Origin of the sequence: Streptomyces sp. Y7 (genome assembly GCF_043195415.1) — a bacterium.
Classification (GTDB): domain Bacteria; phylum Actinomycetota; class Actinomycetes; order Streptomycetales; family Streptomycetaceae; genus Streptomyces.
In genome coordinates this window covers 204,241-228,137 of the sequence record NZ_JBIDDQ010000008.1, presented here as the reverse complement: position 1 = coordinate 228,137, position 23,897 = coordinate 204,241, and the positions used below count along the sequence as shown (strand labels likewise).

Below are 23,897 nucleotides of genomic sequence, written 5' to 3'. Positions count from 1 at the left end.
AAAACGTGGAGAACCTGATTGCGCTGCTGATCGCAGCGCCCCTGCTCGGAGCGGCCGTACTGCTGTGCGGCGGCCGGCGGCTGGACGCCGTCGGCCAGTGGCTCGGCACGCTCCTGTCCTTCGTCTCCTTCGCCTTCGGCGTCGTCCTCTTCGCCGACCTGCTGGGCAAGGATCCCGAACAGCGCACCCTCACCCAGCACCTGTTCAGCTGGATCCAGGTCGAGAGCTTCCAGGCGGACGTCGCCTTCCGCCTCGACCAGCTGTCGATCACGTTCGTGCTCCTGATCACCGGCGTCGGCTCGCTGATCCACCTGTACTCGGTCGGGTACATGGAGCACGACGAGCGGCGCCGCCGCTTCTTCGGCTATCTGAACCTGTTCCTCGCGGCGATGCTGCTGCTGGTCCTCGCCGACAACTACCTGCTGCTGTACGTCGGCTGGGAGGGCGTCGGTCTCGCCTCCTACCTGCTGATCGGTTTCTGGCAGCACAAGCCCAGCGCCGCCACCGCCGCGAAGAAGGCCTTCCTGGTCAACCGCGTCGGCGACATGGGCCTGTCGATCGCGATCATGCTGATGTTCCTGTGGTTCGGCACCTTCGCCTTCGGGCCGCTGCTCGGCGGTGAGGGCGAGCCCGGCATGGTCGGGGACGCGAGCGAGGGCAAGCTCACCGCGATCGGCCTGATGCTGCTGCTCGCCGCGTGCGGCAAGTCCGCCCAGGTCCCGCTGCAGTCCTGGCTCGGGGACGCGATGGAGGGCCCGACCCCGGTCTCGGCCCTCATCCACGCCGCGACGATGGTCACCGCGGGCGTCTACCTGATCGTCCGCTCCGGCGCCATCTTCAACGCGGCGCCCGACGCGCAGCTCGTCGTCACGATCGTCGGCGCCGTCACGCTCCTGTTCGGTGCGATCGTCGGTTGCGCGAAGGACGACATCAAGAAGGCGCTGGCCGGCTCGACCATGTCGCAGATCGGCTACATGGTCCTCGCGGCCGGCCTCGGCCCCATCGGCTACGTCTTCGCGATCATGCACCTGGTGACGCACGGCTTCTTCAAGGCCGGGCTGTTCCTCGGCGCCGGTTCGGTGATGCACGGCATGAACGACGAGGTCGACATGCGCAAGTACGGCGGCCTGCGCAAGTACATGCCGGTCACCTTCGTGACCTTCGGCCTCGGCTACCTCGCGATCATCGGCTTCCCGGGCCTGTCCGGCTTCTTCTCCAAGGACAAGATCATCGAGGCGGCGTTCGCCAAGGGCGGCACCGAGGGCTGGATCCTCGGCGGCTGCGCCCTGCTGGGCGCCGCGATCACGGCGTTCTACATGACGCGCGTGATGCTGATGACGTTCTTCGGTGAGAAGCGCTGGCAGCCGGACGAGAACGGCAACGAACCGCACCCGCACGAGTCGCCCAAGGTCATGACGATCCCCATGATCGTGCTGGCCGTCGGCTCGGTCGCCGCCGGTGCGTTCTTCAGCATCGGCGACCGCTTCATCCACTGGCTGGAGCCCATCACCGGGCACGACCACGGGCACGCGCCGCTCAGCGCGGGAGTCATCACCGGCGCGACCGTCGCGTGCATGGTCATCGGCGTCGCCATCGCCTACGGCCAGTACGGCCGCCGCCCGGTCCCGGCCGTCGCCCCGCGCGGGTCGGTGCTCACCCGGGCCGCCCGCCGCGACCTGTACCAGGACGACTTCAACCACGTCGTCCTCGTCCGCGGCGGCGAGCACCTCACGCGGTCCCTGGTGTACGTCGATCACACCCTGGTCGACGGCGTCGTCAACGGCACGGCGGCCTCCGTCGGCGGCCTGTCCGGACGGATGCGCAGGCTCCAGAACGGCTTCGTGCGGTCGTACGCGGTCTCGATGTTCGGAGGTGTGGCGATCCTCATCGCCGCGACCCTGCTGATGAGGGCGGTCTGATACCGATGTCCTTTCCTCTGCTGACAGCCACGGCGGTGCTCCCGGCGATCGGGGCGATCGCCACGGCCGCCGTACCGGCCGCGCAGCGCACCGCCGCCAAATGGCTCGCGCTGCTCGTCTCGCTCGGCACACTCGCCCTCGCGATCACCGTCCTGGTCCGCTTCGACCCCGACGGCGACCGCTATCAGCTCACCGAATCGCACTCCTGGATCGCGGACTTCGGGGTCCGCTACGAACTCGGCGTGGACGGCATCGCGGTCGCGCTGATCGTGCTGACGGCGCTGCTGATCCCGTTCATCATCCTCGCGGGCTGGCACGACGCCGACCCGCTGGAGACAGGCAGCAAGCGGTGGCGGCCCACCCAGGGCTTCTTCGCCCTGATCCTGGCCGTCGAGGCGATGGTGATCATCTCCTTCGAGGCCACCGACGTCTTCCTCTTCTACATCTTCTTCGAAGCCATGCTCATCCCGATGTACTTCCTCATCGGCGGCTTCGGGGACCGTGCCCACGAGCACGGCGAGAAGGTGGCGTCGACGCAACGGTCGTACGCCGCCGTGAAGTTCCTGCTCTACAACCTGGTCGGCGGTCTGATCATGCTGGCCGCGGTGATCGGCCTGTACGTGGTCGCCGGGAACTTCAGCCTCCAGGAGATCGCCGAGGCCCGCGCCAACGGCACGCTGGACATGGCGACGAACACCGAACGCTGGCTGTTCCTCGGCTTCTTCTTCGCCTTCGCGGTGAAGGCGCCGCTGTGGCCGCTGCACACCTGGCTGCCGAACGCGATGGGGGAGGCCACCGCACCGGTCGCCGTCCTCATCACCGCGGTCGTCGACAAGGTGGGCACCTTCGCGATGCTCCGCTTCTGCCTCCAGCTGTTCCCCGAGGCCAGCAAGTGGGCGACGCCCGCGATCCTCGTCCTGGCGCTGATCAGCATCGTCTACGGGGCGCTGCTCGCGGTCGGCCAGCGGGACATCAAGCGCCTGATCGCGTACGCGTCGATCTCGCACTTCGGCTTCATCATCATGGGCATCTTCGCGATGACCAGCCAGGGCCAGTCCGGCGCGACGCTCTACATGGTCAACCACGGCATCTCGACGGCCGCGCTGATGCTGGTCGCCGGCTTCCTGATCTCCCGGCGCGGCTCACGGCTCATCGCCGACTACGGCGGTGTGCAGAAGGTCGCCCCGGTACTCGCCGGCACCTTCCTGATCGGCGGCCTGGCGACACTGTCGCTGCCGGGACTCGCGCCGTTCGTCAGTGAGTTCCTGGTCCTGGTCGGCACGTTCACGCGCTATCCGGTGATCGGCATCATCGCCACCTTCGGCATCGTGCTCGCCGCGCTGTACGTCCTCGTCCTCTATCAGCGGACGATGACGGGCCCGGTGAAGCCGGAGGTCTCCGCGATGCCCGACCTCAGGGTGCGTGAACTCGTGGTCGTCGCCCCGCTGGTCGCATTGCTGATCTTCCTGGGCGTCTACCCGAAGCCCCTCACGGACATCGTCAACCCGGCGGTCCAGCAGACCATGTCGGACGTTCAGAAGAAGGATCCTCAGCCCGAGGTGGAGGCGGCCAAGTGAGCACATCAGCCGTCCACAGCCTGTGGACAACCGCGGCCGACCCGATCTTGAAGATCGACACGCCGAAGATCGAGTACGGGCAGCTGTCGCCCACCTTGATCATTGTCGGTGCGGCGATCGTCGGCGTGCTGATCGAGGCGGTCGTACCGCGCAAGGCGCGCTACTACGCCCAGGTGTTCGTCTCCGTCGTGGCGCTCGTCGCCGCCTTCGCCGCGGTCGTGGCGCTGGCGGCCGGCGGATACGCCACGACCAAGTCGGGCATCGCCGCGATGGGCGCGATCGCCGTCGACGGACCCGCCCTGTTCCTCCAGGGCACGATCCTGCTAGCCGGCCTGGTCGGCCTGTTCACGTTCGCCGAACGGCGGCTCGATCCGGCGGCGCACGGCAACCGGGTCGACTCCTTCGCCGCCCAGGCGGCCTCCGTGCCGGGCAGCGACAGCGAGAAGGCCGCGGTGAAGGCCGGGTTCACCACCACCGAGGTGTTCCCGCTGCTGCTGTTCGCCATCGCGGGCATGCTGATCTTCCCGGCGGCCAATGACCTGCTGACGCTGTTCATCGCCCTGGAAGTCCTCTCGCTCCCGCTGTACCTGATGTGCGCGCTGGCCCGGCGCAAGCGGCTCATGTCGCAGGAGGCGGCGGTCAAGTACTTCCTGCTGGGGGCCTTCGCCTCCGCGTTCACGCTGTTCGGCATCGCGATGCTGTACGGGTACGCGGGCTCCGTGTCGTACGCGACGATCGCGCAGGTCGTCGACGGGGCGGTACCGGACGTCACCCCGGCGCTCGCCGACACCATGGGCAACGACGCGCTGCTGCTCGTCGGCTCCGCGATGATCGTTATGGGACTGCTGTTCAAGGTGGGTGCGGTCCCGTTCCACATGTGGACGCCCGACGTCTACCAGGGCGCGCCGACGCCGCTGACCGGGTTCATGGCGGCGGCGACGAAGGTGGCCGCGTTCGGCGCGCTGCTGCGGATCCTGTACGTCGTGCTGCCGGGCCTGCGCTGGGACTGGCGGCCGGTCATGTGGGGCGTCGCGATCGTCACCATGCTGGGCGGCGCGATCATCGCGATCACGCAGACCGACATCAAGCGGCTCCTGGCGTACTCGTCGATCGCGCACGCGGGATTCATCCTCGCGGGTGTCATCGCGACCACGCCCGACGGGGTGTCGTCCGTCCTCTTCTACCTGGCCGCGTACTCCTTCGTGACGATCGGGGCGTTCGCCGTGGTCACGCTGGTGCGCGACGCCGGAGGTGAGGCGACGCACCTGTCCAACTGGGCCGGTCTGGGCCGCCGTTCGCCGCTGGTCGCGGCCGTGTTCGCGGTGTTCCTGCTGGCCTTCGCCGGCATTCCGCTGACCTCCGGCTTCGCGGGCAAGTTCGCCGTGTTCAAGGCGGCCGCGGAGGGCGGGGCGGGAGCGCTGGTCGTCGTCGGTGTGATCTCGTCCGCGATCGCCGCGTTCTTCTACATCCGCGTGATCGTCCTGATGTTCTTCAGCGAGCCCCGGCCCGAGGGCCCGACGGTCGCCGTTCCGTCGCCGCTGACGATGACGGCGATCGGCGTCGGTGTCGCGGTCACGCTGGTGCTGGGCGTGGCGCCGCAGTACTTCCTGGACCTGGCGAACCAGGCGGGAGTATTCGTGCGCTGAGGCGGCACCCTCGTTCACGACGGCGGCCCGGCATCCCTTCCGAGGGGTGCCGGGCCGCCGCCTTGCCTCGGTGCGAGCCTGTGGATAACTCCGGCGCTGTCGGTCCTGACCCCTATCGTGGAGGCAGTGGTCGAGGGACGACGTACGGGGGACACGGCGATGGGTGCGACGGGCGGGATCAGGGAGATGCCAGGGGTGACCGAGACGGCGCAGACCGGCGGCAGCGAGGCGCTGGCCGCGCTGCACCGGGTCTTCGGATACGAAGCCTTCCGCGGCGAGCAGGAAGCCGTCATCGAGCATGTGGTGGCGGGCGGCGACGCGGTCGTGCTCATGCCGACCGGTGGCGGCAAGTCTCTCTGCTACCAGATCCCGTCCCTGGTCAGACCCGGTACAGGCGTGGTCGTCTCCCCGCTGATCGCCCTGATGCAGGACCAGGTGGACGCGCTGCGGGCGCTGGGTGTGCGCGCCGGGTTCATCAACTCCACGCTGGACTTCGACGAGCGGCGAGTCGTCGAGGCGGAGTTCCTCGCGGGCGAGCTCGACCTGCTCTACCTCGCACCGGAGCGGCTGCGGCTCGACACGACGCTGGAACTGCTCTCCCGCGGCAAGATCTCGGTGTTCGCCATCGACGAGGCGCACTGCGTCTCCCAGTGGGGCCACGACTTCCGGCCCGACTATCTGTCTCTGTCGCTGCTCGGCGAGCGCTGGCCGGACGTCCCGAGGGTCGCTCTCACCGCGACGGCCACCCGGGCCACCCATCAGGAGATCACCCAGCGCCTGAACATGCCGACGGCCCGGCACTTCGTGGCGAGCTTCGACCGGCCGAACATCCAGTACCGGATCGTGCCGAAGGCCGACCCGAAGAAGCAGCTGCTGAGCTTCCTCAAGGACGAGCACGCGGGCGACGCGGGCATCGTGTACTGCCTGTCCCGGAAGTCCGTGGAGGCCACGGCCGAGTTCCTGTCCCGCAACGGCGTCGAGGCGGTGCCGTACCACGCGGGACTGGACGCGGGCACGCGCGCGGCGCACCAGTCCCGCTTCCTGCGGGAGGACGGCCTGGTCGTGGTCGCGACCATCGCCTTCGGCATGGGCATCGACAAACCGGACGTCCGCTTCGTCGCCCACCTCGACCTGCCGAAGTCGGTCGAGGGCTACTACCAGGAGACCGGCCGCGCGGGCCGCGACGGCCTCCCCTCCACGGCATGGATGGCGTACGGCCTCAACGACGTCATCCAGCAGCGCAAGCTGATCAACTCGGGCGAGGGTGACGAGGCGTTCCGGCGCCGTGCCGCCTCCCACCTCGACGCGATGCTGGCGCTGTGCGAGACGGCCCAGTGCCGGCGCAGCCAGCTGCTCGCCTACTTCGGCCAGGACCCCGAGCCGGTGGGCTGCGGCAACTGCGACACCTGTGTCACGCCGCCGGAGACCTGGGACGGCACGATCGCGGCCCAGAAGGTGCTGTCGACGGTGGTGCGGTTGCAGCGCGAACGGGGGCAGAAGTTCGGGGCGGTGCAGATCGTCGACATCCTGCTGGGGCGGCGCACCGGCAAGGTGATCCAGTTCGATCACGACCAGCTGTCCGTGTTCGGCATCGGCGAGGACCTCGGCGAGGGCGAATGGCGGGGCGTCGTACGGCAGTTGCTGGCGCAGGGGCTGCTCGCGGTCGAGGGGGAGTACGGGACGCTGGTGCTGACGGAGGCCAGCGGGTCGGTGCTGCGGCGTGAGCGGGAGGTGCCGCTGCGGAAGGAACCGAAGAAGCCGGCGACCTCGCGGTCGGGCTCGGGGTCCGGCGCGCGCGGGGAGAAGAAGGCGAAGGCCGCGGCGGCCGAGCTGCCCGAAGCGTTGGTGCCGGCCTTCGAGGCGCTGCGGGCCTGGCGCGCCGAGCAGGCTCGGGAGCAGGGGGTCCCGGCGTATGTGATCTTCCACGACGCGACGCTGCGGGAGATCGTGACCGTGTGGCCCGGGTCGGTACGGGAGCTCGGGAGCGTCAGCGGGGTCGGCGAGAAGAAGCTGGCCACGTACGGCGAGGGAGTCATCGAGGTGCTGGTCTCGGCGCGGGGTGAGTCCGGAGCCGGTTCAGGGCCGGTGGACGCGGCTCCCGCGGCAGGTCACGGGATGGACGACTGGCCCGAGATGGAGAGGGAGCCGGAGCCGGAGGACTGGGCCTAGGGAGGGCCCCGCCGACCCAAGAGCGTCAGCTGTCCGGCACTGCCCGGCGACCTCGGCTGCCGCAGTCCCGACGGCCCGGCACGCCGATCACGTCAGTGCCGTCAGCCCCGGGGCGAACGTGATGAGCAGCGGAAGAAGCGGGACCAGTGTCGCCAGCGTCGTCGTGAGCGCGCGGTCGCGGCGGCCCAGGCGGGGCGGGGGCTGGAGGAGGCGGTCGACGCGCTCGCCCAGCAGCCGGTGGGTGGAAGCGCACGACAGGACGCCTCGGTGCTGGTTGAGCTCGATCAGGGCCAGGGCCGTCGTCAGATGACCGCAGCGACGGGACGCGGTGTCGTCGGCGGCCAGTTCGACCAGGCGGTGGGTCTGGTCGCAGAAGTGGGCGAACAACGGGATGCGGGGGAATCCGGTGGCGAGCGCGGTGGACAGGTGCAGCAGCCAGTCGTGGTGGGCGCGGGCATGGCCGCGTTCGTGGGTGAGGACCGCGTCGAGCTGGTGGTCGGTCAGGCGGTGCAGGGCACCGGTGGTGACGATCAGCTGGGCCGGACTGCCGGGCATCCACCAGGCGTCCGGGTACTCGTCCTCCAGCACCAGCAGCGGGCCGCGCGCAGAACCCAGGCCCGCGGGCAGGTCGGGGGCGCGTTCTCGCAGGTGGGCCCTGGCCACCCCGCGTCGCCGGCGGGCCTCGACGGCCTCGCGGGCCAGCATCGCGGTCGTCCAGGCCGCACCCGAGGCCAGCAGTACGGTGAGCACGGCCGCCCAGACCGGCGCGGCCGAGAGGTCGTACGCCTCCGCCACGGACGGCGGGGCCGGGGCGAAGAGCTGGGTGCGCACCGTGCCGAAGACGGCGGCCGCGCCCAGGGACAGGGCCGTCAGGCAGCACAGCAGGACGGTGGCGACCAGGCACTGCCACACCCAGAGCGCGACCACGGGTTCCCGTTCCGGCCAGGTGGCCCGGGTCAGCGCCCGGGGGACGGGTACGGCGGCCGCCAGGGCGACGATGCTCAACAGGAGCATGCAGACGGTCATGCCTGGGTCTCCGGATCCTGGACAGGAACATGCGGGGGCGGCCGTGCGGGCCGGCGGGCCGCCCACACCGGATACGGCGCGCGTCCCACCGCCAGTCAGTATGACGGTGACGGTCGACGGAGTCAGGGGGAAAGACGCGTCGAATGCGCGGTCGGGGCCGCCGACCGCGCAACCGTCCGGCCCCGGCGCCGCCAGCCTGGCCGAGGACACGAAACGTCCTGCGGCATGGGCGAGTTGGCCGCGCCCTCGACCCTGGCCCCGCTTCCGGCCTCCACGTCACCCCGCCGCGATGCGCCCCGTGACCTCACCCAGTCCCACCCGGACCCCTCCCGGCCCCGGCGCCCAGGCGGACAGCGTCACCACGTCGCCGTCCTCCAGGAACGTCCGCTTGCCGTCGGGGAGTTCGAGCGGGTCGCGGCCGTTCCACGTCAGTTCCAGCAGTGAGCCGCGCTCGCGCTCGGTCGGGCCGCTGATCGTGCCGGAGCCGTACAGGTCGCCGGTGCGCAGCGAGGCGCCGTTCACGGTCATATGGGCGAGTTGCTGGGCGGCCGTCCAGTACATGGTGGAGAAGGGCGGCTCCGAGATCACATGGCCGTTGACGGCCACCGAGACACGCAGGTCGTAGCCGCCGGGTTCGGTCTCGGAGCCGGAGTCGTCCAGGTACGGCAGCAGGGGGTGCGTGCGCTGCGGCGGTGCCACCCGCGCGTCGTCCAGGGCGTCCAGCGGGGTGATCCACGCCGACACCGACGTGGTGAAGGACTTGCCGAGGAAGGGGCCGAGCGGGACGTACTCCCAGGCCTGGATGTCGCGTGCCGACCAGTCGTTGAGCAGGCACAGGCCGAAGACGTGCTCCCGGTAGTCGCCCAGCGCGACCGGCTCGCCCATGCGCGACGGCGTACCGACCACGAAACCGACCTCGGCCTCGATGTCGAGGCGGATCGAGGGGCCGAAGACCGGCGCCGGATCGGTGGGGGCCTTGCGCTGCCCCGACGGGCGCACGACCTCCGTGCCGGACACCACGACCGTGCCGGAGCGGCCGTGGTAGCCGATCGGCAGGTGCTTCCAGTTCGGGGTCAGGGAGTCCGCGGCGTCGGGGCGGAAGATCTGGCCGACGTTCCGGGCGTGGTTCTCGGAGGCGTAGAAGTCGACGTAGTCGGCGACCTGGAAGGGCAGGTGCAGGGTCACCGAGGACAGGGGGTGGAAGAGGTCGCGGATGGCGTCCTGGTGCGCCGGCACCGTCACCCAGGCCGTCAGCGCGCGCCGCACGTCGGACCAGGTGGTGCGGCCGGCGGCGAGGAGCGGGTTCAGGGAGTCCTGTGCGAGCAGCGGGGCGTAGGGCGAACCGAGGGCGTGGGCTGCCCTGCCCGCGTCGAGGACGTGGTCGCCGAGCCGGACGCCGACCCGTCGCGCGGAGTCCGAACCGGGAAGGGAGAAGACGCCGTACGGAAGGTTGTGCGTGCCGAAGGGGTCGCCCTCGGGGAGATCGAAGGGGGGCATGGGGTGCTGCCTCACTCTCATACGCTCCGTATGCCATGTGGTCGGTCGGGCCACACGTTACGGGTGAGCCGCCTGCCTTGGGCAGTGCGAGAACCCGCGTCGCCGGGGCCGGTGAAACAGCAGGTCGTCACCCTCGGCGGGGTATCGCGCGCACGACGTGGCCACGGGGGAGTGAAATCGCGGCGGGCGGACGGCAGTTGCGCGTCCATTAGCAGAAATGGAACCGGAACAGGTGTCAACACATGTGAACACAGCAGCCGTCCGGTTCAGGTCGAGTCGATGGGGCCTCCTGTCCGTATTCTCTGATCATGGCCCCACCCATCGCATATTCACTCATCGCCACTGACCTGGACGGGACGCTGCTCCGAGGTGACGACACGCTCTCGGACCGGACCCTCGACGCGCTCGCGCGGGTGGCGGCGGCCGGTGCCCAGCACCTCGTCGTCACCGGGCGGCCGGCGCCCAGAGTGCGGCCGCTGCTGGACATCCTGGGCAGTACGGGGCTCGCGGTGTGCGGACAGGGCGCGCAGCTGTACGACGCCGGCGCGGATCGTCTGCTGTGGTCCGTGACGCTGGACCGGGAGCTGGCGGAGACCGCGCTCGGCAAGATCGAGGCCGAGGTGGGCCAGGTGTACGCGGCCGTCGACCAGGACGGCGTGGACGGGCTCACGCTCATCGAGCCCGGCTATCTGATGCCGCACCCCACGCTGCCCGCGGTACGCGTCAGGCGCCGTGACGACCTGTGGTGCGAGCCGATCAGCAAGGTGCTGCTGCGCCATCCGACGCTGTCGGACGACGAGTTGGCGGCGACGGCGCGTTCGGTGGTCGGTTCGCTGGCGACGGTCACCATGTCGGGGCCCGGCACCGTCGAACTCCAGCCATGCGGCATCACCAAGGCGACCGGTCTGGCGCTGGCCGCCGAACACCTCGGCCTCGGTCCGCGCGAGACCATCGCGTTCGGGGACATGCCCAACGACATCCCCATGTTCGACTGGGCCGCCCGAGGGGTCGCGATGGCCAACGCGCATCCCGAACTGAAGGCGGTCGCCGACGAGATCACGGAGTCGAACGAGGACGACGGCATCGCCGTCGTCCTCGAGAGACTCTTCGCGGACACCCTGGCACATATCGCCCGGTAAGGGGCTATATGCGCCGATGGGTGGCTCGCGGCTCCTAGTAGGGGCCGTTCACGTTGTCGATCGAGCCGTAGCGGTCGGCCGCGTAGTTGCACGCGGCCACGATGTTCGCCACCGGGTTGTAGGGGTCGTAGACGGTCCCCGGCACGTGGTAGGCCGCGAAGGTGGGGTCGATGACCTGGAGGAGGCCCTTCGACGGGGTGCCGGCCACCGCGTTGGAGTCCCAGTTGTTGATGGCCAGCGGGTTGCCGGACGACTCACGCATGATGTTGCGGTGAATGCCCTCGTACGACCCGGGAATTCCGTTCTGCTCCATGATGTCCAGGGCGTTGCGGATCCAGCCGTCGAGGTTGTCCGGGAACGTCTTCACGGAGGACTGGGTGGCCTGCGCGACGGAGGACTTCTTGACGGGCGCGGCGGCCTTGGAGGCCGTCTTGTCCGACGTGCTGACCTTCTTGGTCGCCCGGACCTTCAGGTCGGTGCCGGGGTGGATCAGCCGGGGGTTGTCGCCGATGGCCTTGCGGTTGTCCTTGTAGAGCTGCTTCCAGCCGCCCTGGGCGTCGTACCGGTCGGCGATGCCGTAGAGGGTGTCGCCCTTCTTGGTGGTGTACGCGACGGACCCGACCTTGGCCGTGGCGGGCTCGGCGGCGCTCGCGGTGGTCGCGCTCAGGAGGGGGAGGGCGAGAGCGGCGGTACCGGTTCCGGCGATGACGGCACGACGGGTGAGCGGGTTGGTGCGGGGGCGGCGGTGCTTGCCTCGGGGCATGGCGCTGTTCCTCTCCGACGCCTGCGAGGTGAGCTGTCGGGTTCGGGCGGGAGATGCCCGGCCGGGCCACCGTGCGGCAGCGCGACTTCACCCCTAGCCGGTCCGGTCCGCCATCAAGGCGTCCGGTCCGGCGGCTTACCTGGGTCCCCCGCTCCTGCCGTGCGTGTGTGAGTTGCGTGGGTGGATGACTCGGGCAGCGGCAGGATTAGGCGTCCGCCCGACGAGCGGGAACGTATGCGAGAGCACATGCCCGGAACAAGTGCCGAGGTCACCTCTCGTGCAGTTTGACCATGGTCTGGTGCGTATGGGGCGCTTGATCCTTTGCGGTTGCCAATCCTCAACTTGCTTTCGCGGCAAGGAGGGAAGGGGGTCTTCCCGGCCGGGTGCGCGACCGGTCCGAGTGACCCAACTCACTGGTATGCGCAAGCATGGCAAATCGGGCAATGGCTCCAACTCGCCTATAAGTGGCTGTCCGTGGAGTCCGTTTTTCCCATGTCGGACCGAAAAGCGCCTCTTCGCCCCCGGGGCGGACGGCCTAGCCAAAAGTCACGAAATGGTCCCGGTCGCCGCTGGTCTCGTAGCGGATCCGCCTCGTCGGTCGTCGGCGTTCCCAGGGCCTCTTCGCGGCAACCCGGGCGCTCGGGTGCCCAGGTCCTCATGCGCTGGGGCGCTGGGGCGCTCGGGTTCTCAGGGGCGGACCAACGGGCTTGCGCGTACCGGGAGTTCCTGCGGGCTCGAAGTGCGCCGAGCGTGCGCCCTCCGGTTCCATCAGTGCGGCCCTCGGATGGCGGGACGGCGGCGAGGCTGTGGAACCTCCCCTGTGGTGCCAGTCGTTGTCATGGCAGTCGTCCGGCGGGTGGACCGTGGCGTCCGGCAGGGGGAAGGGGTCGTGGTGCGTCGTCTCGCGGAAGAGGGGCATACGGATACGCGTGAGCGGGGTTCCGTTCGGCCGGTGCGGCGGGCGGGTCGCGCGTCGCGCGTCGCGACTCGGCATGTCCATGTCGCCGTGGGCCGGGGTGGGGAGGTCCTGGGCCGATCGAGGGAGGCGTGGGCGAGGACGGAAGGGGTACTCCCGGACCCGGTGGCGGTGCCGGTGTCGGCTTCGGCGTCGACCTCGGTTCGGGGTACGGGGCGCTACTTCCCTATAAGTCGATCGATATCCGTCCTTATCAGGTGATCAAAAATATTCCGGCCGTGATCCGATACCGCCCGTGGTGGACGGGTGGGCGGCATCGGTGATCGAAACGCGACCGGATACGCTGACTTGAGTGATGGCAGCGACCTATCGACAAACCGTGTAACCGGCAGTGGACACCAGCAGACAGGAGACCCCTCGTGACCGTCGTCGGGCCGTTCGGGCTGAGCGTGCGGGACCAGGCTCTGGAAGCCGATGTCCAGGCCGGATTGGCGGCTGTCGAGGAGGGATTGCTCGAAGCCACCAAGAGTGAGGTCCCCTTCATCACCGAGGCCGCCCAGCACCTGGTGCGAGCGGGTGGGAAGCGGTTCCGGCCGCTGCTGGTGATGCTCACGTCCCAGTTCGGGGACCCGTACGCGCCGGGGGTCGTCCCGTCGGCCGTCGTGGTCGAGCTCACCCATCTGGCGACGCTGTACCACGACGACGTGATGGACGAGGCGGCGGTACGGCGCGGTGTCGACAGCGCGAACGCCCGCTGGGGCAACTCGGTCGCCGTACTGACCGGCGACTTCCTCTTCGCGCGTGCCTCGCACATCCTCGCCGACCTCGGGCCCGAGGCGGTGCGGGTGCAGGCCGAGGCGTTCGAGCGGCTGGTCACCGGACAGATCCTGGAGACGGCGGGCCCGCAGGACGGGCGCGACCCCGTGGACCACTACCTGGACGTGCTCAGCGGGAAGACCGGGTCGCTCGTGGCCGTGTCGTGCCGGTTCGGGGCGATGATGTCGGGCGCCGACGAGGCGGTGGTCGACGTGCTGACGCAGTACGGCGAGCGGCTGGGTGTCGCCTTCCAGCTGGCGGACGACGTCCTGGACATCGCGAGCGACTCGCACGAGTCCGGCAAGACGCCGGGTACGGATCTGCGCGAGGGCGTTCCGACCCTGACGGTGCTGCGGCTGCGGGAGCGGGCCGCGCGGCTGGGGCTGGCCGAGGACATCGCGCTGTGCGAGCTGCTGGACTCCGACCTGAGCGACGACGCGCGGCTGGCGGAGGCGGTGGCCGGACTCCGTGAGCACCCGGCGCTGGAGCAGGCGCGCCGCGACACGGTGCGGTACGCGGAGGAAGCGCGGGCCGCGCTCGCGCCGCTGCCGGACATGTACGCGAAGGCCGCGCTGATGGAGCTGTGCGACGCCGTGGTGCACCGGGCGGGCTGAGGGCCGGCCGACGCGACGGTGTGTATCCGGGGGGCGGCTGAGGAGCCGCCATCCCCGCCTCCCCCGTTCGAGCATGTGATGCAGGTCACAAGTCTGGACTGAGTCCAAACTAAGATCCCCTCCGTATGAATGCCCAGAAGCTGACGCAGGGGGCGTCAGCTGCATTACGGGGAGAAAACAGAATCATGGGCATGAAGACGACGTTCTCGAAGCGCCGTAAGAGCCTGATCGTCACCGCCGTCGCGGTGGCCGCCGCCGGTGGTGTCGCCGCCGCGGTGATTCCCGCCTTCGCCGCCGGAGGAAACCGCGCCGACCACGCGGGCCACGCCGGAAGCGACGCGCAGGGGATCGTGAGCCAGAGCGGAGCCGCCGGAGCGGGCAGCGAGGGCAGCGGCGGCATCGGTGGCAGCGGGGGCACGATCCTCGCGGCCAGTCTTCGCGGGGCCAACGAGGTGCCCGTAGCGGGCGGCCCCGCAGTCGGGGACAAGGACGGTGCCGCCCTGGAGTTCGTGAAGGTCAAGGGCGACAAGGTGTCCGTCGCCGTCACCTGGCGCGGCACCGGCAGGCCGACCGCCCTCCACATCCACCAGGGCGCCAAGGGCACCAACGGCGGCATCAAGGTCGACTTCGGCGGTCTGCTCGGCAAGAGCAGGGGCCACAGCCTCACCGGCACCGTACGGGTGAAGGACCCCGCCGTGCTCAACGCTCTCAAGACCGACCCGAGTTCGTTCTACGCCAACCTCCACACGGCCGAGTTCCCGGGCGGGGCGGTGCGGGGGCAGCTCCACAAGGTCACCGTCGCCGGGTTCGACTTCCGCGACGCGCTCGACAACTTCCAGGCGTCCGTCGTCAAGGGCAAGCAGATCTACGAGTGCAAGCCGGCCGAGGGCGGCGGGTACGCGTTCGCCCAACGGGACGTCAGCGCCGTGCTCGGCGGCCGTATCGCGCACTCGTTCGTGGCACCCAACTCCGGTACGCCGCAGTGGATCGCGCGGGACGGCAGCGCGGTGACCGGGGCGGTCATCTCCAAGACGCCGAACGGCGACAAGAACATCCCCGAGCTCGACCTGAGGGCCACGCAGTCCGGGAAGCACCACGGCCTGCTCGCCGACACCGCCGAGATCCTGCGCCTGAACACCGTCGGCGGCGTGGCCCCCACCGGCTCCTGCACACCCGGCGCGATCGTCGGTGTGCCGTACCAGGCCGACTACGTGTTCCTCAACGGCTGATGCACGGTTGATCCCCGGCTGATCCCTGGCCGCTCCTCGGCCGGCCGGGTGGCGCGGCACCGCCCAGGTCCGGCGCGCACAGGCGGCGTCTTCCCGCACCGACCCCTACGGGTCGGGGGAGGCGCCGCCTCCGTGTGTCATACCGCAGGTGTACACGGAGTTGGCTCCGCAGGCTGACGAATCTTCCTGGCCGATTTGGTCAGATGGAGACCACGGAAAACACCACTCCTCACCGATTCGGGTGAGAATGGCGGCTACGGGGTGGGCGAATGCGGGGTCTTAGGACTCGCGGGCGAGGAATTGAGACGGACAGCCGCCGCCGACGACGGAGGTAGGGCACACATGGCACCGTACGAATCCGAGGACAGCACGACCGCAGGGGAGGCCGACGACCTGCGCGCGGGTCGTCGCAAGGCCGCGCGGTACGTCGTTCCGGTCGCGGTCGTGGGTATCGCGGCGGCGACCATCGGGCTCGTCCCGGCGATCGCCAGCTCCGGCGACCCCGACCTGCCGGAGATCACCGCGCAGCAACTCATCGAGAGGATCGCGAAGTCGGACGTCGAGCAGCTGTCCGGCACCTTCAAGATCACCACTGACCTGGGCCTGCCCGACCTCGGCGGGCTGGGGGCCGGCTTCGCCTCCGGCGCCATGGCGTCCGGTTCGGGTGACGGCTCGTCCGCCGACCCCTCGGCCAAGCTCGCCGAGCTGGCGTCCGGCACGCACACGCTGCGGCTCGCCGTGGACGGCGACGACAAACAGAAGCTCTCCCTGCTGGAGAACGCCTCCGAGTACAGCCTCATCCACAACGGCAAGGACATCTGGGGCTACGACAGCAAGTCCAACGAGGTCTTCCACGGCACCGCCGACGAGGCGCAGGCGGACAAGGGCAAGCCCGAAGAGGTGCCCGCCACGCCCAAGGAGTTCACCGAGGAGGCCCTGAAGGCGGTCGACGACACCACGTCCGTCACCGTCGACGGCACCGCGCAGGTCGCGGGCCGGGACGCCTACCGGCTGCTCATCAAGCCGAAGCAGTCCGGAAGCACGGTCGGTGCGATCACCGTCGCCGTGGACGCCAAGACCGGCATGCCGCTGAAGTTCACGCTGACCCCGTCCAGCGGCGGCGCGGCCGTGATCGACGCGGGCTTCACCCAGGTCAGCTTCGCCAAGCCGGCCGCCTCCACCTTCGACTTCACCCCGCCCAAGGGCGCGACGGTCACCGAGGAGGGCGAGCTGGACAAGGCGGCCCGGGAGCACGGCGGCACGAAGTCCGAGGACGGGCTGGGCAAGGACTTCGAGAAGGAGTTCGGCGGCCCGCTGACCGGCGGCGCGCTGGGCGAGGGCGCCGAGGGCGGCCCCGAGGTCATCGGCGAGGGCTGGAACTCCGTGGCCGTCTTCGACACCGGCGGCGAGGGCGTCCCGTCCGGCAGCGAGGTCGGCGGCGAGATGGGTGGCTTCCTGGACTCCCTGGGCGACAAGGTCACCGGTAAGTTCGGCTCGGGCACGGTCTTCAAGACGCGTCTGATCAACGCCCTCGTCACGGACGACGGCAAGGTCTACGTCGGCGCGGTCACCAAGGACGCGCTCGTGAAGGCGGCCGACTCGGGCAAGTAGCCCGTCCTCGTCCGCCCCACCCGCACCACGAACCGAGGAGCCCGAGGCGCCGATGGAGGAACCGCCCGCCGGGGAGACCGACGAGACCGCGCGGGCCGACGCGCCGGCTCGGAGCGACGAGACCGACGGGCCCGGTGAGACTGACCGGCCCGGCCGGCCCGGGGAGACCGACCGGCCCGGCGAGGCGTCTCGGGCAGACGAGGTGCCCCGGGCCGACCGGAGTGCGCAGAGCGGCGAAGCCGCGACGCACGCCGGGCCGCCTGTGGGATCCGGCGACGCCGGTCGGCTCGCGGGGCCCGGCGACGGCGGTGCCGTGATCGCCACTCACGGCCTCACCAAGCGCTACCGCGGTGGGCAGCTCGCCGTGGACGGTCTCGATCTGGCCGTCCCGGCGGGCAGCGTCTTCGGCTTCCTCGGCCCGAACGGTTCGGGCAAGACCACCACCATCCGCATGCTGATGGGGCTCATCGAGCCGACCTCCGGTACCGCGCGCGTGCTCGGGCAGCCCATGCCCCGGGGCGCGCGCGCCGTACTGCCGCACGTCGGCGCGCTCATCGAGGGCCCCGCCCTGTACGGCTTCCTCTCCGGCCGCGACAACCTCCTGCGGTACGACGCCGCCGACCCCACCGCCGACCCGCGCACCCGGCGTACCCGTGTCGCCGCCGCCCTGGACCGGGTGGGGCTGACGGCCGCCGGGGGCAAGAAGGCCAAGGCGTACTCGCTCGGCATGAAGCAGCGGCTCGGGCTCGCCGCCGCGCTGCTCCAGCCGCGCCGGCTCCTCGTCCTCGACGAGCCGACCAACGGCCTCGACCCGCAGGGCATGCGCGAAATACGCTCGCTGATCCGGGAGCTGGCCTCCGACGGCACGACCGTCTTCCTCTCCTCCCACCTCCTCGACGAGATCGAGCAGGTCTGTACCCACGCCGCCGTGATGGCCCAGGGTCGGCTGATCACCCAGGGGGCGGTGGCGGAGCTGGCGGCCGGGACGCGTGGCCGTCTCGTCGTGACCACACCCGACACCGGCGACGCGGCCAGGGTGCTGAAGGAACAGGGCGCAGGTGATGTCGTCGTCACCGACGACCGGGTGACGGCCGAGCCTCCGGACCGCGATCTCGCCGACCTGAACGCGGCGTTGGTGAGGGCAGGAGTCCGCGTCCGAGGCTTCGGGGTCGAGCGGGCCTCCCTGGAGGACGCGTTCGTGGCACTCACGGGGGAGGGGTTCGATGTCGCGGGCTGACGTCGTCGGACAGGGCGGCACCATCGAAAACGGCGCGAGTGAAAGCGGTGTGATCGGGAGCGGCGTGGGCGAAGGCGGTGCGATCGGAAGCCGGGTGGGCGCAGGCGGTGTGATCGGGGGCGGCGTGGGCGAAGGGGACCGGAAGCCCAACCCCCTGTGGACCTTCGGCCTCTTCCGCAGCGAACTCCTCACGACCTTCCGGCGCTGGCGCACCCTCGCGCTGCTCGCCGTCCTGGCGGCCGTGCCGATCCTGGTCGGCATCGCCGTGAAGATCGAGACCGGCGACGGTTCGTCGGCGGGCGGTGGTGGACCCGAGGGCGGCGGTGGTCCGGCGTTCATCTCGCAGATCACCAACAACGGCCTGTTCCTGGTCTTCACCGCACTCGCCGCCACGCTCCCGTTCTTCCTGCCGATGGCGATCGGCGTCATCGCGGGCGACGCGATCGCGGGCGAGGCGAACGCCGGCACCCTGCGCTATCTCCTCGTCGCCCCCGCGGGCCGCACCCGCCTGCTGCTCACCAAGTACGCGACCACGATGACGTTCTGCCTGGTGGCCACCCTGGTGGTGGCGGTCTCGGCGCTCACGGTCGGGGCGTTGCTCTTCCCGCTCGGCGACCTGACGACCATCTCCGGCACCCGGATCAGCTTCGGCGAGGGCCTGGCCAGAGCCCTGCTGATCGCCCTGGTCGTCGCCGTGTCACTCATCGGCGTGGCGGCGCTCGGCCTGTTCGTCTCGACGCTGACCAACAGCGGCATCGCGGCGATGGCGACGACGGTCGGTCTGCTCATCACCGTGCAGATCCTCGACCAGATCCCTCAGCTCCACGCGCTCCAGCCGTACTTCTTCTCCCACTACTGGCTGTCCTTCGCCGACCTCATGCGCGAACCCGTCTACTGGGACGACCTCGTCAAGAACCTGGGTCTCCAGGGCCTGTACGCCGCGGTGTTCGGATCGGCGGCGTGGGCGAGGTTCACGGCGAAGGACATCACGGCGTAGAGCTCAGTCGGTCTCGTTCTCGTACGGGAAGCGTGCGAGCGGTGCGTCCTGGGCGAAGAACGTCTTCGCCCTGGCCAGGGCCTCGGCGTCGGCGAGCACGTCACCGGGCTTGCTGCCGTTGCCGAGCAGCACTCCGCCGAAGCGCATCTTCATGTACGCGGCGGAGTTGCTGAGCGTCCCGACCAGCGGGTCGGCGACCTCCTGCTCCTCGTGCGCGAGCGCGGTGACGCCCCACAGGGTGCGGCCGGCCATGGTCGCCTTGAAGTCGGCACCGGGGGTGCGCAGCCACCCCGACCAGTAGTCGAGGTAGCGCTTGACGTGGGCGGACACCGAGTACCAGTACAGCGGCGAGACGATCACGATGTCCGTCGCCGCGAGCGTGGCGTCGAAGAGCAGCGCCAGGTTGCCCCGGGTCGGTCGGGCATGGTCGCTGTCGTGCCGCAGGTCCTCGAAGTCGGGCAGCGGATGCGTGGCCAGATCGATCCACTGCTGCTCGACATCCTCCCGCAGTTGCTCGGCGGCCCGTCGGGCCAGGAGCTCGGTGTTGCCGTCGGAGCGGCTGCTGCCGAGGACGAACAGGAAGCGGCGGGTCATGGTTCCCCCAAACAGTCGGCCTTCACGGGCCGGATGGTCGGCGTACGACAATTAATCGCCTCTGCATTATATGCGTACGCATGTAGCTGTCCAGGGGTGAGGGGTGGAGGGCGAGAGGGTCGGGGTCATGAGCCGGCCGCGGCATGGACGCCGGTCGGGTTCACCAGGGCCCGAGGACACGCTCTGCCGCGCTCGCGACTTCCAGCAGCAGCGCCTCCTTGCCGTGCGCCGCCACCAACTGCAGTCCGACCGGGCAACCGTCCGGCCCGAAGCCCGCCGGAATACTGATCGCCGGGTGCCCGCTCAGGTTGAACGCCCAGGTGAGAGCGGTGGAGTAGCGCTCGCCGGGGCCGTCGTGGCCGTGCGGCGGGGTGGGGGCCGTCGGCGTCAGCAGCAGCCCGGCGTCGGCGAAGAGGGCGGCCAGCAGGCTGTCGTTCGCGGCCCGGATGCGGTGGACCTCGGGGGTGGGCCCCAGGCCCGGCGTCCGTAGGGCGAGCCATGCCGGGGCCGGGTCGTGCAGCCGGAACGCGGGGTGCGGGTGCGTCAGCCGCAGCACACCTGCCTCAGCGAGGCGGACGGCGGCGGCCCGGGCGACGGCGACGATGTCCGGGTCGGGGGAGTCGAAGCCCAGGTCGGGGGACCATACGGCGGTCGGGTGGGCGTCCGAGGCGGGGGCGGAGTGGGGGGTGGCTACCGGGCATGTCGCAGTCGCCCGGGACATCACCCGCCAGTACGCGGCCGCATCTCCCACCCGCCGCGCGAGCACTCCCGGCACCATGAGGCCGGTGCGGTCGCTCGACGGCAGCCGTCCGTTGCCGACCTTCAGCCCGACGACCCCGCACCAGGCCGCCGGGATCCGTACCGATCCGGCCCCGTCGTTCCCCGTCGCGAGCGGCACCAGACCCGCCGCCACAGCCACCGCCGAACCGGCCGAGGAACCGCCCGGTGTGCGGTCGTGGCGCCAGGGATTGACCGTAGGGCCGTGCCGGCCGAGTCCCCAGGTCTGCCACACGGTGCCCGGCCCCGGCACGGACGTCGCCCCCACCGCCACGCACCCCGCTTCCAGCAACGGGCGCGCCGCCCCGAGCCCACGCCGCCCCTTGACCCCGATCGGTACGCCGGCCAACGGCAGCCGCTCACCCGCACCGACCCTCGCGTCCACCTCGCCGGCCCGCCGAAGCGCCTCCTCGCCCCACACCTCGATGAAGGCGGACAGGACCGGGTCGGCCCGCTCGATACGGTCGAGTGCCTCCGCGACGACATCGACCGCGCGCAGGGACCGGGAGCGCACGGCGGAGGCGATCTCCTCGGCCGAGAGGGCGTCGGGATGAGGTGCGGGCATGGGCCCGGTGCCGGGGTGGCCGGGAGTGTGCGTCATACATTGATTGTCCGGGCGACACCCGCAGCGTCAGCCCCGCCGAACCGGATCCCCGGCACGCGGCGGATCACATCCCACGCTCCCCGACCTCACCGAATCCACGAGGTCAGTCCGCCCGCGCCTCAGCCCACCGGCACCGGCACCAGCACCGGCCGACCACCGCCGACGTCCCGGCGTTCGCCAAGATCGCCTCGTCAACCGCCGACGTCCCGGCGTTCACCAAGACCGCCTCGTCAACCACCACCGACGTCCCGGCGTTCACCAAGACCGCCCCGTCAGCCGCGCCAGGGCGTCCGCCTCTTTCGGTGGCCGGCCGGTCAGATCGCCGAGGCGCCAGGCCGGTACCCACGGCACCCGGTACACGTCGATCACCGACTCGATGACCTTCACGCGGTCGGCGAGCGGTCGGGGAAGGCGTCCCGGCGCGTCCGCGACCAGGACCACGGCGTCGAGGTCGAGCCCGCGCGGGGCTTGCCCACGACGGAAGACCTCAAGTGCGTTCAGCGCGGCGGTCAGCCCGGACGCGTGGGTGCGGGCCACGAGCAGTACCGACGGCGGATCCGCCGGCCCGGGCCAGACGCGCCCGCAGTCGTGGCCGCCGTAGACCGAGGCGAGTGTGGAGGTACCCGCTCCGCCGCACACACCGACCCAGGAGAAACGCCGGGGCCGGAGGGCGCCGGGCGCGGGCGGAGGTTCCTCCGGCAGGGGCACCGGCCCGCGGAGCCAGATCTCCGGCCCCGGCTGTGGCCCGCCCTGCTGTACGCGCATGCCCGCACTCCTCCCTCGTCACGCCGTTGATCTTCGCGCCGGGCATGAGAACGCTGTGACGTGGCACAAGCTCCTGGAACGAGTCTGTGACGTCACGGTGACGTCCGCACCGTGCGCGGCCGGAGAGACTCGAGATTACGTGTACGACGTGTCCGACCTGTACAACCGGACCTGGACGCCGGGGATGCGGAACCCGAGGGGCGAGAGGGAGCACCATGGAACCCGAACGCGCCGTCCGCGCACTCCCCGACGGATGCGAGTGAGGGAAGCGATGCCTCGACTGAGCCGCGCCAAGAAGCGGGAACACAAGCACGCCGCCGACGCGGCCCACGTGGCCGCGCCGATCGACGTGCACGTCCCCGTCGTCGGTCCGGGGGCCGGCGGCGCGTCCGTCGGCGGCGTCCCTGTCACGGCGGCCCCGGGCGAGGAGATCCAGCACGTCGTCCTGGCCCACCTCCAGCGCATCGCCCTCGCGGGCGGCCGCCCCGTGCACGCCACCGTCCACGACGAGCGCATCGGCTACGTCGTCCCACTGCTGGTCGAGACGGACGGCTCCAGCCGCTTCACCGCCGACCCCGTACGCACCGGCCCGCCCGCGACACCGACGGCACAGACCACACCGGCGAGCGCCGACCCAGGGCTTCCCGGCCCCCCGGCAAGCGCCGACCCCGCGCCGAACGCCGAACCGCACCCGGACAAGGCCACCCACGTCCTACGGCCGATGTCGAGCCCGGCACAGGATGCCTCGCCCACCTTCCGGCTGCGCGCGTTTCCGGAGCCGGTGGGGGACACGCCGCCCGGCACGGTCGCGCCGCCGTTGGGGGAGTTCGGCCCGCCGCCACTGATGGGCCAACCCACGGACGCGCGCGGCGACGCCCTCGTGGACGCATTCACGGCCGCCCCTGTGGACGCACACACGGAAACTCCCGGGGAAGCACCCACGGAAACCCCGCTGGACGTACGCATGGACACCTCCGTGGACACCCCCGCGGACACCTCCGTGGGTGCACTCGCAGCCGGGCAGATCGCAGGCCCCCCGGCCCCGAATCCGAAACCCGCGCACGCGACTCAGGGCCTGAACCCGGAAGCCATGGACGCGCTACAGGGCCTGAACCCGGAAGCCACCGACGCGCTACAGGACCTGACCCCAGAACCCTTGGACGCGCTACCGGACCCGACCCCGGAACCCGCGGACGCGCCCCCGCCCTCCACCCGCATCCCCGTCTCGGATCCGACCCCCTTGCCGGTCCCGACGCCCGCCGCCAAGCCGGCCCCGGCCTCGGACCCGCACGCCCACTCCCGTATCCACGCTCATCCCGACCCCGCCTTGGACCCCGACCCCAAGCCGGCCCCGCCCCGCGGATTCGACGCCATCGCCGAGGCCGTTCTCGGGGACCCGCCGTCCGACGTCACCGCCGATGTGTCCCCGTTCGCCGAACCGATGGGGCGGATCAACGACGCCGTGACGGCGGGGCGCACGGCGGAGGCGGCGAGGCTCGCGGAGCGGACCGTGGCGGAGGCGTCGGCGGTGCTCGGCCCGCAGCACCCCGAGGTGCTGCGGATCCGGGAACTCGGCGCGTACATCGCCTACTTGGGGGGCGACCCGGAGCGGGCCTTCGCCCTCGCCCTCGACGTGGCACGCCGGCACCACAGCGCCGGCGACGCGGAGGCGGCGTACGGCAGTCTGCACGGCGCGGCCACGGCCTGGCGCGCCGTGCGGGACCCGGCACAGGGGCTGCGCCTGGGCCGGGACCTGCTCGGGCTGTGGGACGAGCTCACGGCCGAGGGCGGTCCGGCCGCCGACGACGTCGAGGAGCTGGAGTCGGCCCACGCCCGCATGGACCGTCTCGCCGCCCGAGCCGCCAAATCGGCCGAACCGCCCAACAACTGATCGTTCACCCTCCGGTAGCTCCGGTAGCTCCGGTAGCTCCGGTAGCTCCGGTAGCTCCGGTAGCTCCGGTGGCTCCTGTGGCTCCGTTCTGCACCGGTGGCTCCGGGGCC

At 70.9% G+C, this 23,897-nt stretch carries 17 protein-coding genes and 1 riboswitch; of the genes, 11 read left to right on the top strand and 6 right to left on the bottom strand.

The annotated features are described in order from the left end of the window. The first annotated feature begins 5 nt into the window (after positions 1-5). The 4 genes from nuoL (at position 6) to recQ (ending at position 7,311) form a co-directional block, all read left to right on the top strand. On the top strand, positions 6-1,919 hold the full coding sequence (gene nuoL, locus ACGFW6_RS22380; protein ID WP_393512450.1) for an NADH-quinone oxidoreductase subunit L: 1,914 nt from the start codon (positions 6-8) through the stop codon (positions 1,917-1,919). A 5-nt stretch (positions 1,920-1,924) separates the two neighbouring features. Further along, complete coding sequence (locus ACGFW6_RS22375) at positions 1,925-3,496, top strand: NADH-quinone oxidoreductase subunit M (protein WP_393512447.1); 1,572 nt, start codon at positions 1,925-1,927, stop codon at positions 3,494-3,496. Further along, on the top strand, positions 3,493-5,142 hold the full coding sequence (nuoN, locus tag ACGFW6_RS22370; RefSeq protein WP_393512444.1) for an NADH-quinone oxidoreductase subunit NuoN: 1,650 nt from the start codon (positions 3,493-3,495) through the stop codon (positions 5,140-5,142). The genes ACGFW6_RS22375 and nuoN overlap by 4 nt, the downstream gene beginning before the upstream one ends. A gap of 159 nt (positions 5,143-5,301) precedes the next feature. Beyond that, complete coding sequence (gene recQ / locus ACGFW6_RS22365; RefSeq protein WP_393512800.1) at positions 5,302-7,311, top strand: DNA helicase RecQ; 2,010 nt, start codon at positions 5,302-5,304, stop codon at positions 7,309-7,311. An 87-nt stretch (positions 7,312-7,398) separates the two neighbouring features. On the opposite strand, the gene ACGFW6_RS22360 is transcribed toward recQ, so the two are convergent. Together ACGFW6_RS22360 and fahA are read right to left on the bottom strand one after the other, a co-directional pair. Beyond that, a complete protein-coding gene (locus ACGFW6_RS22360) occupies positions 7,399-8,337 on the bottom strand; it encodes a M56 family metallopeptidase (RefSeq protein WP_393512441.1) in 939 nt (312 codons plus the stop codon). Between the two features lie 276 nt (positions 8,338-8,613). After that, positions 8,614-9,834 (bottom strand): fumarylacetoacetase, encoded by a 1,221-nt coding sequence (fahA, locus tag ACGFW6_RS22355; RefSeq protein WP_393512438.1) that lies wholly within the window; start codon positions 9,832-9,834, stop codon positions 8,614-8,616. Positions 9,835-10,142: 308 nt separating this feature from the next. Between fahA and ACGFW6_RS22350 the strand changes: the two genes are divergently transcribed. Then, positions 10,143-10,973, top strand: a complete 831-nt coding sequence (locus ACGFW6_RS22350; RefSeq protein ID WP_393512435.1) for an HAD family hydrolase — start codon at positions 10,143-10,145, stop codon at positions 10,971-10,973. A gap of 34 nt (positions 10,974-11,007) precedes the next feature. On the opposite strand, the gene ACGFW6_RS22345 is transcribed toward ACGFW6_RS22350, so the two are convergent. Further along, positions 11,008-11,736: a LysM peptidoglycan-binding domain-containing protein gene (locus tag ACGFW6_RS22345; protein ID WP_393512432.1), complete on the bottom strand. Its 729-nt coding sequence runs from the start codon at positions 11,734-11,736 to the stop codon at positions 11,008-11,010. A 5-nt stretch (positions 11,737-11,741) separates the two neighbouring features. Next, positions 11,742-11,923: riboswitch (cyclic di-AMP (ydaO/yuaA leader) on the bottom strand. A gap of 1,148 nt (positions 11,924-13,071) precedes the next feature. Here ACGFW6_RS22345 and ACGFW6_RS22340 point away from each other — a divergent pair. The 5 genes from ACGFW6_RS22340 to ACGFW6_RS22320 all read left to right on the top strand — a co-directional run bounded on the left by ACGFW6_RS22340 (position 13,072) and on the right by ACGFW6_RS22320 (position 19,156). Beyond that, entirely contained in the window at positions 13,072-14,082 is a 1,011-nt protein-coding gene (locus ACGFW6_RS22340; protein WP_393512429.1) for a polyprenyl synthetase family protein, read from the top strand. 191 nt (positions 14,083-14,273) lie between these two features. Continuing rightward, positions 14,274-15,311 carry a CHRD domain-containing protein gene (locus ACGFW6_RS22335; protein ID WP_393512426.1) on the top strand — a complete coding sequence of 346 codons (1,038 nt, stop codon included), beginning with the start codon at positions 14,274-14,276 and terminating at the stop codon, positions 15,309-15,311. Positions 15,312-15,653: 342 nt separating this feature from the next. After that, positions 15,654-16,922 carry an outer membrane lipoprotein carrier protein LolA gene (locus ACGFW6_RS22330; RefSeq protein ID WP_393512424.1) on the top strand — a complete coding sequence of 423 codons (1,269 nt, stop codon included), beginning with the start codon at positions 15,654-15,656 and terminating at the stop codon, positions 16,920-16,922. Positions 16,923-16,974: 52 nt separating this feature from the next. Next, on the top strand, positions 16,975-18,159 hold the full coding sequence (locus tag ACGFW6_RS22325; protein ID WP_393512421.1) for an ABC transporter ATP-binding protein: 1,185 nt from the start codon (positions 16,975-16,977) through the stop codon (positions 18,157-18,159). Beyond that, positions 18,146-19,156 carry an ABC transporter permease gene (locus ACGFW6_RS22320; protein WP_393512418.1) on the top strand — a complete coding sequence of 337 codons (1,011 nt, stop codon included), beginning with the start codon at positions 18,146-18,148 and terminating at the stop codon, positions 19,154-19,156. Before ACGFW6_RS22325 ends, ACGFW6_RS22320 begins: the two co-directional genes overlap by 14 nt. Before the next feature lie 3 nt (positions 19,157-19,159). Here ACGFW6_RS22320 and ACGFW6_RS22315 read toward each other — a convergent pair whose 3' ends face one another. The 3 genes from ACGFW6_RS22315 to ACGFW6_RS22305 form a co-directional block, all read right to left on the bottom strand. After that, positions 19,160-19,750, bottom strand: a complete 591-nt coding sequence (locus ACGFW6_RS22315; RefSeq protein ID WP_393512415.1) for a flavodoxin family protein — start codon at positions 19,748-19,750, stop codon at positions 19,160-19,162. Between the two features lie 160 nt (positions 19,751-19,910). After that, complete coding sequence (locus tag ACGFW6_RS22310) at positions 19,911-21,092, bottom strand: amidase (protein ID WP_393512797.1); 1,182 nt, start codon at positions 21,090-21,092, stop codon at positions 19,911-19,913. A 294-nt stretch (positions 21,093-21,386) separates the two neighbouring features. Continuing rightward, the gene (locus ACGFW6_RS22305) at positions 21,387-21,896 is read right to left on the bottom strand and encodes a DUF6668 family protein (RefSeq protein ID WP_393512412.1); all 510 of its coding nucleotides are present in this window, start codon (positions 21,894-21,896) and stop codon (positions 21,387-21,389) included. A gap of 271 nt (positions 21,897-22,167) precedes the next feature. On the opposite strand from ACGFW6_RS22305, the gene ACGFW6_RS22300 reads away from it, so the two are divergent. Beyond that, positions 22,168-23,787 carry a tetratricopeptide repeat protein gene (locus ACGFW6_RS22300; RefSeq protein WP_393512409.1) on the top strand — a complete coding sequence of 540 codons (1,620 nt, stop codon included), beginning with the start codon at positions 22,168-22,170 and terminating at the stop codon, positions 23,785-23,787. The last annotated feature ends 110 nt before the right edge of the window (positions 23,788-23,897 follow it).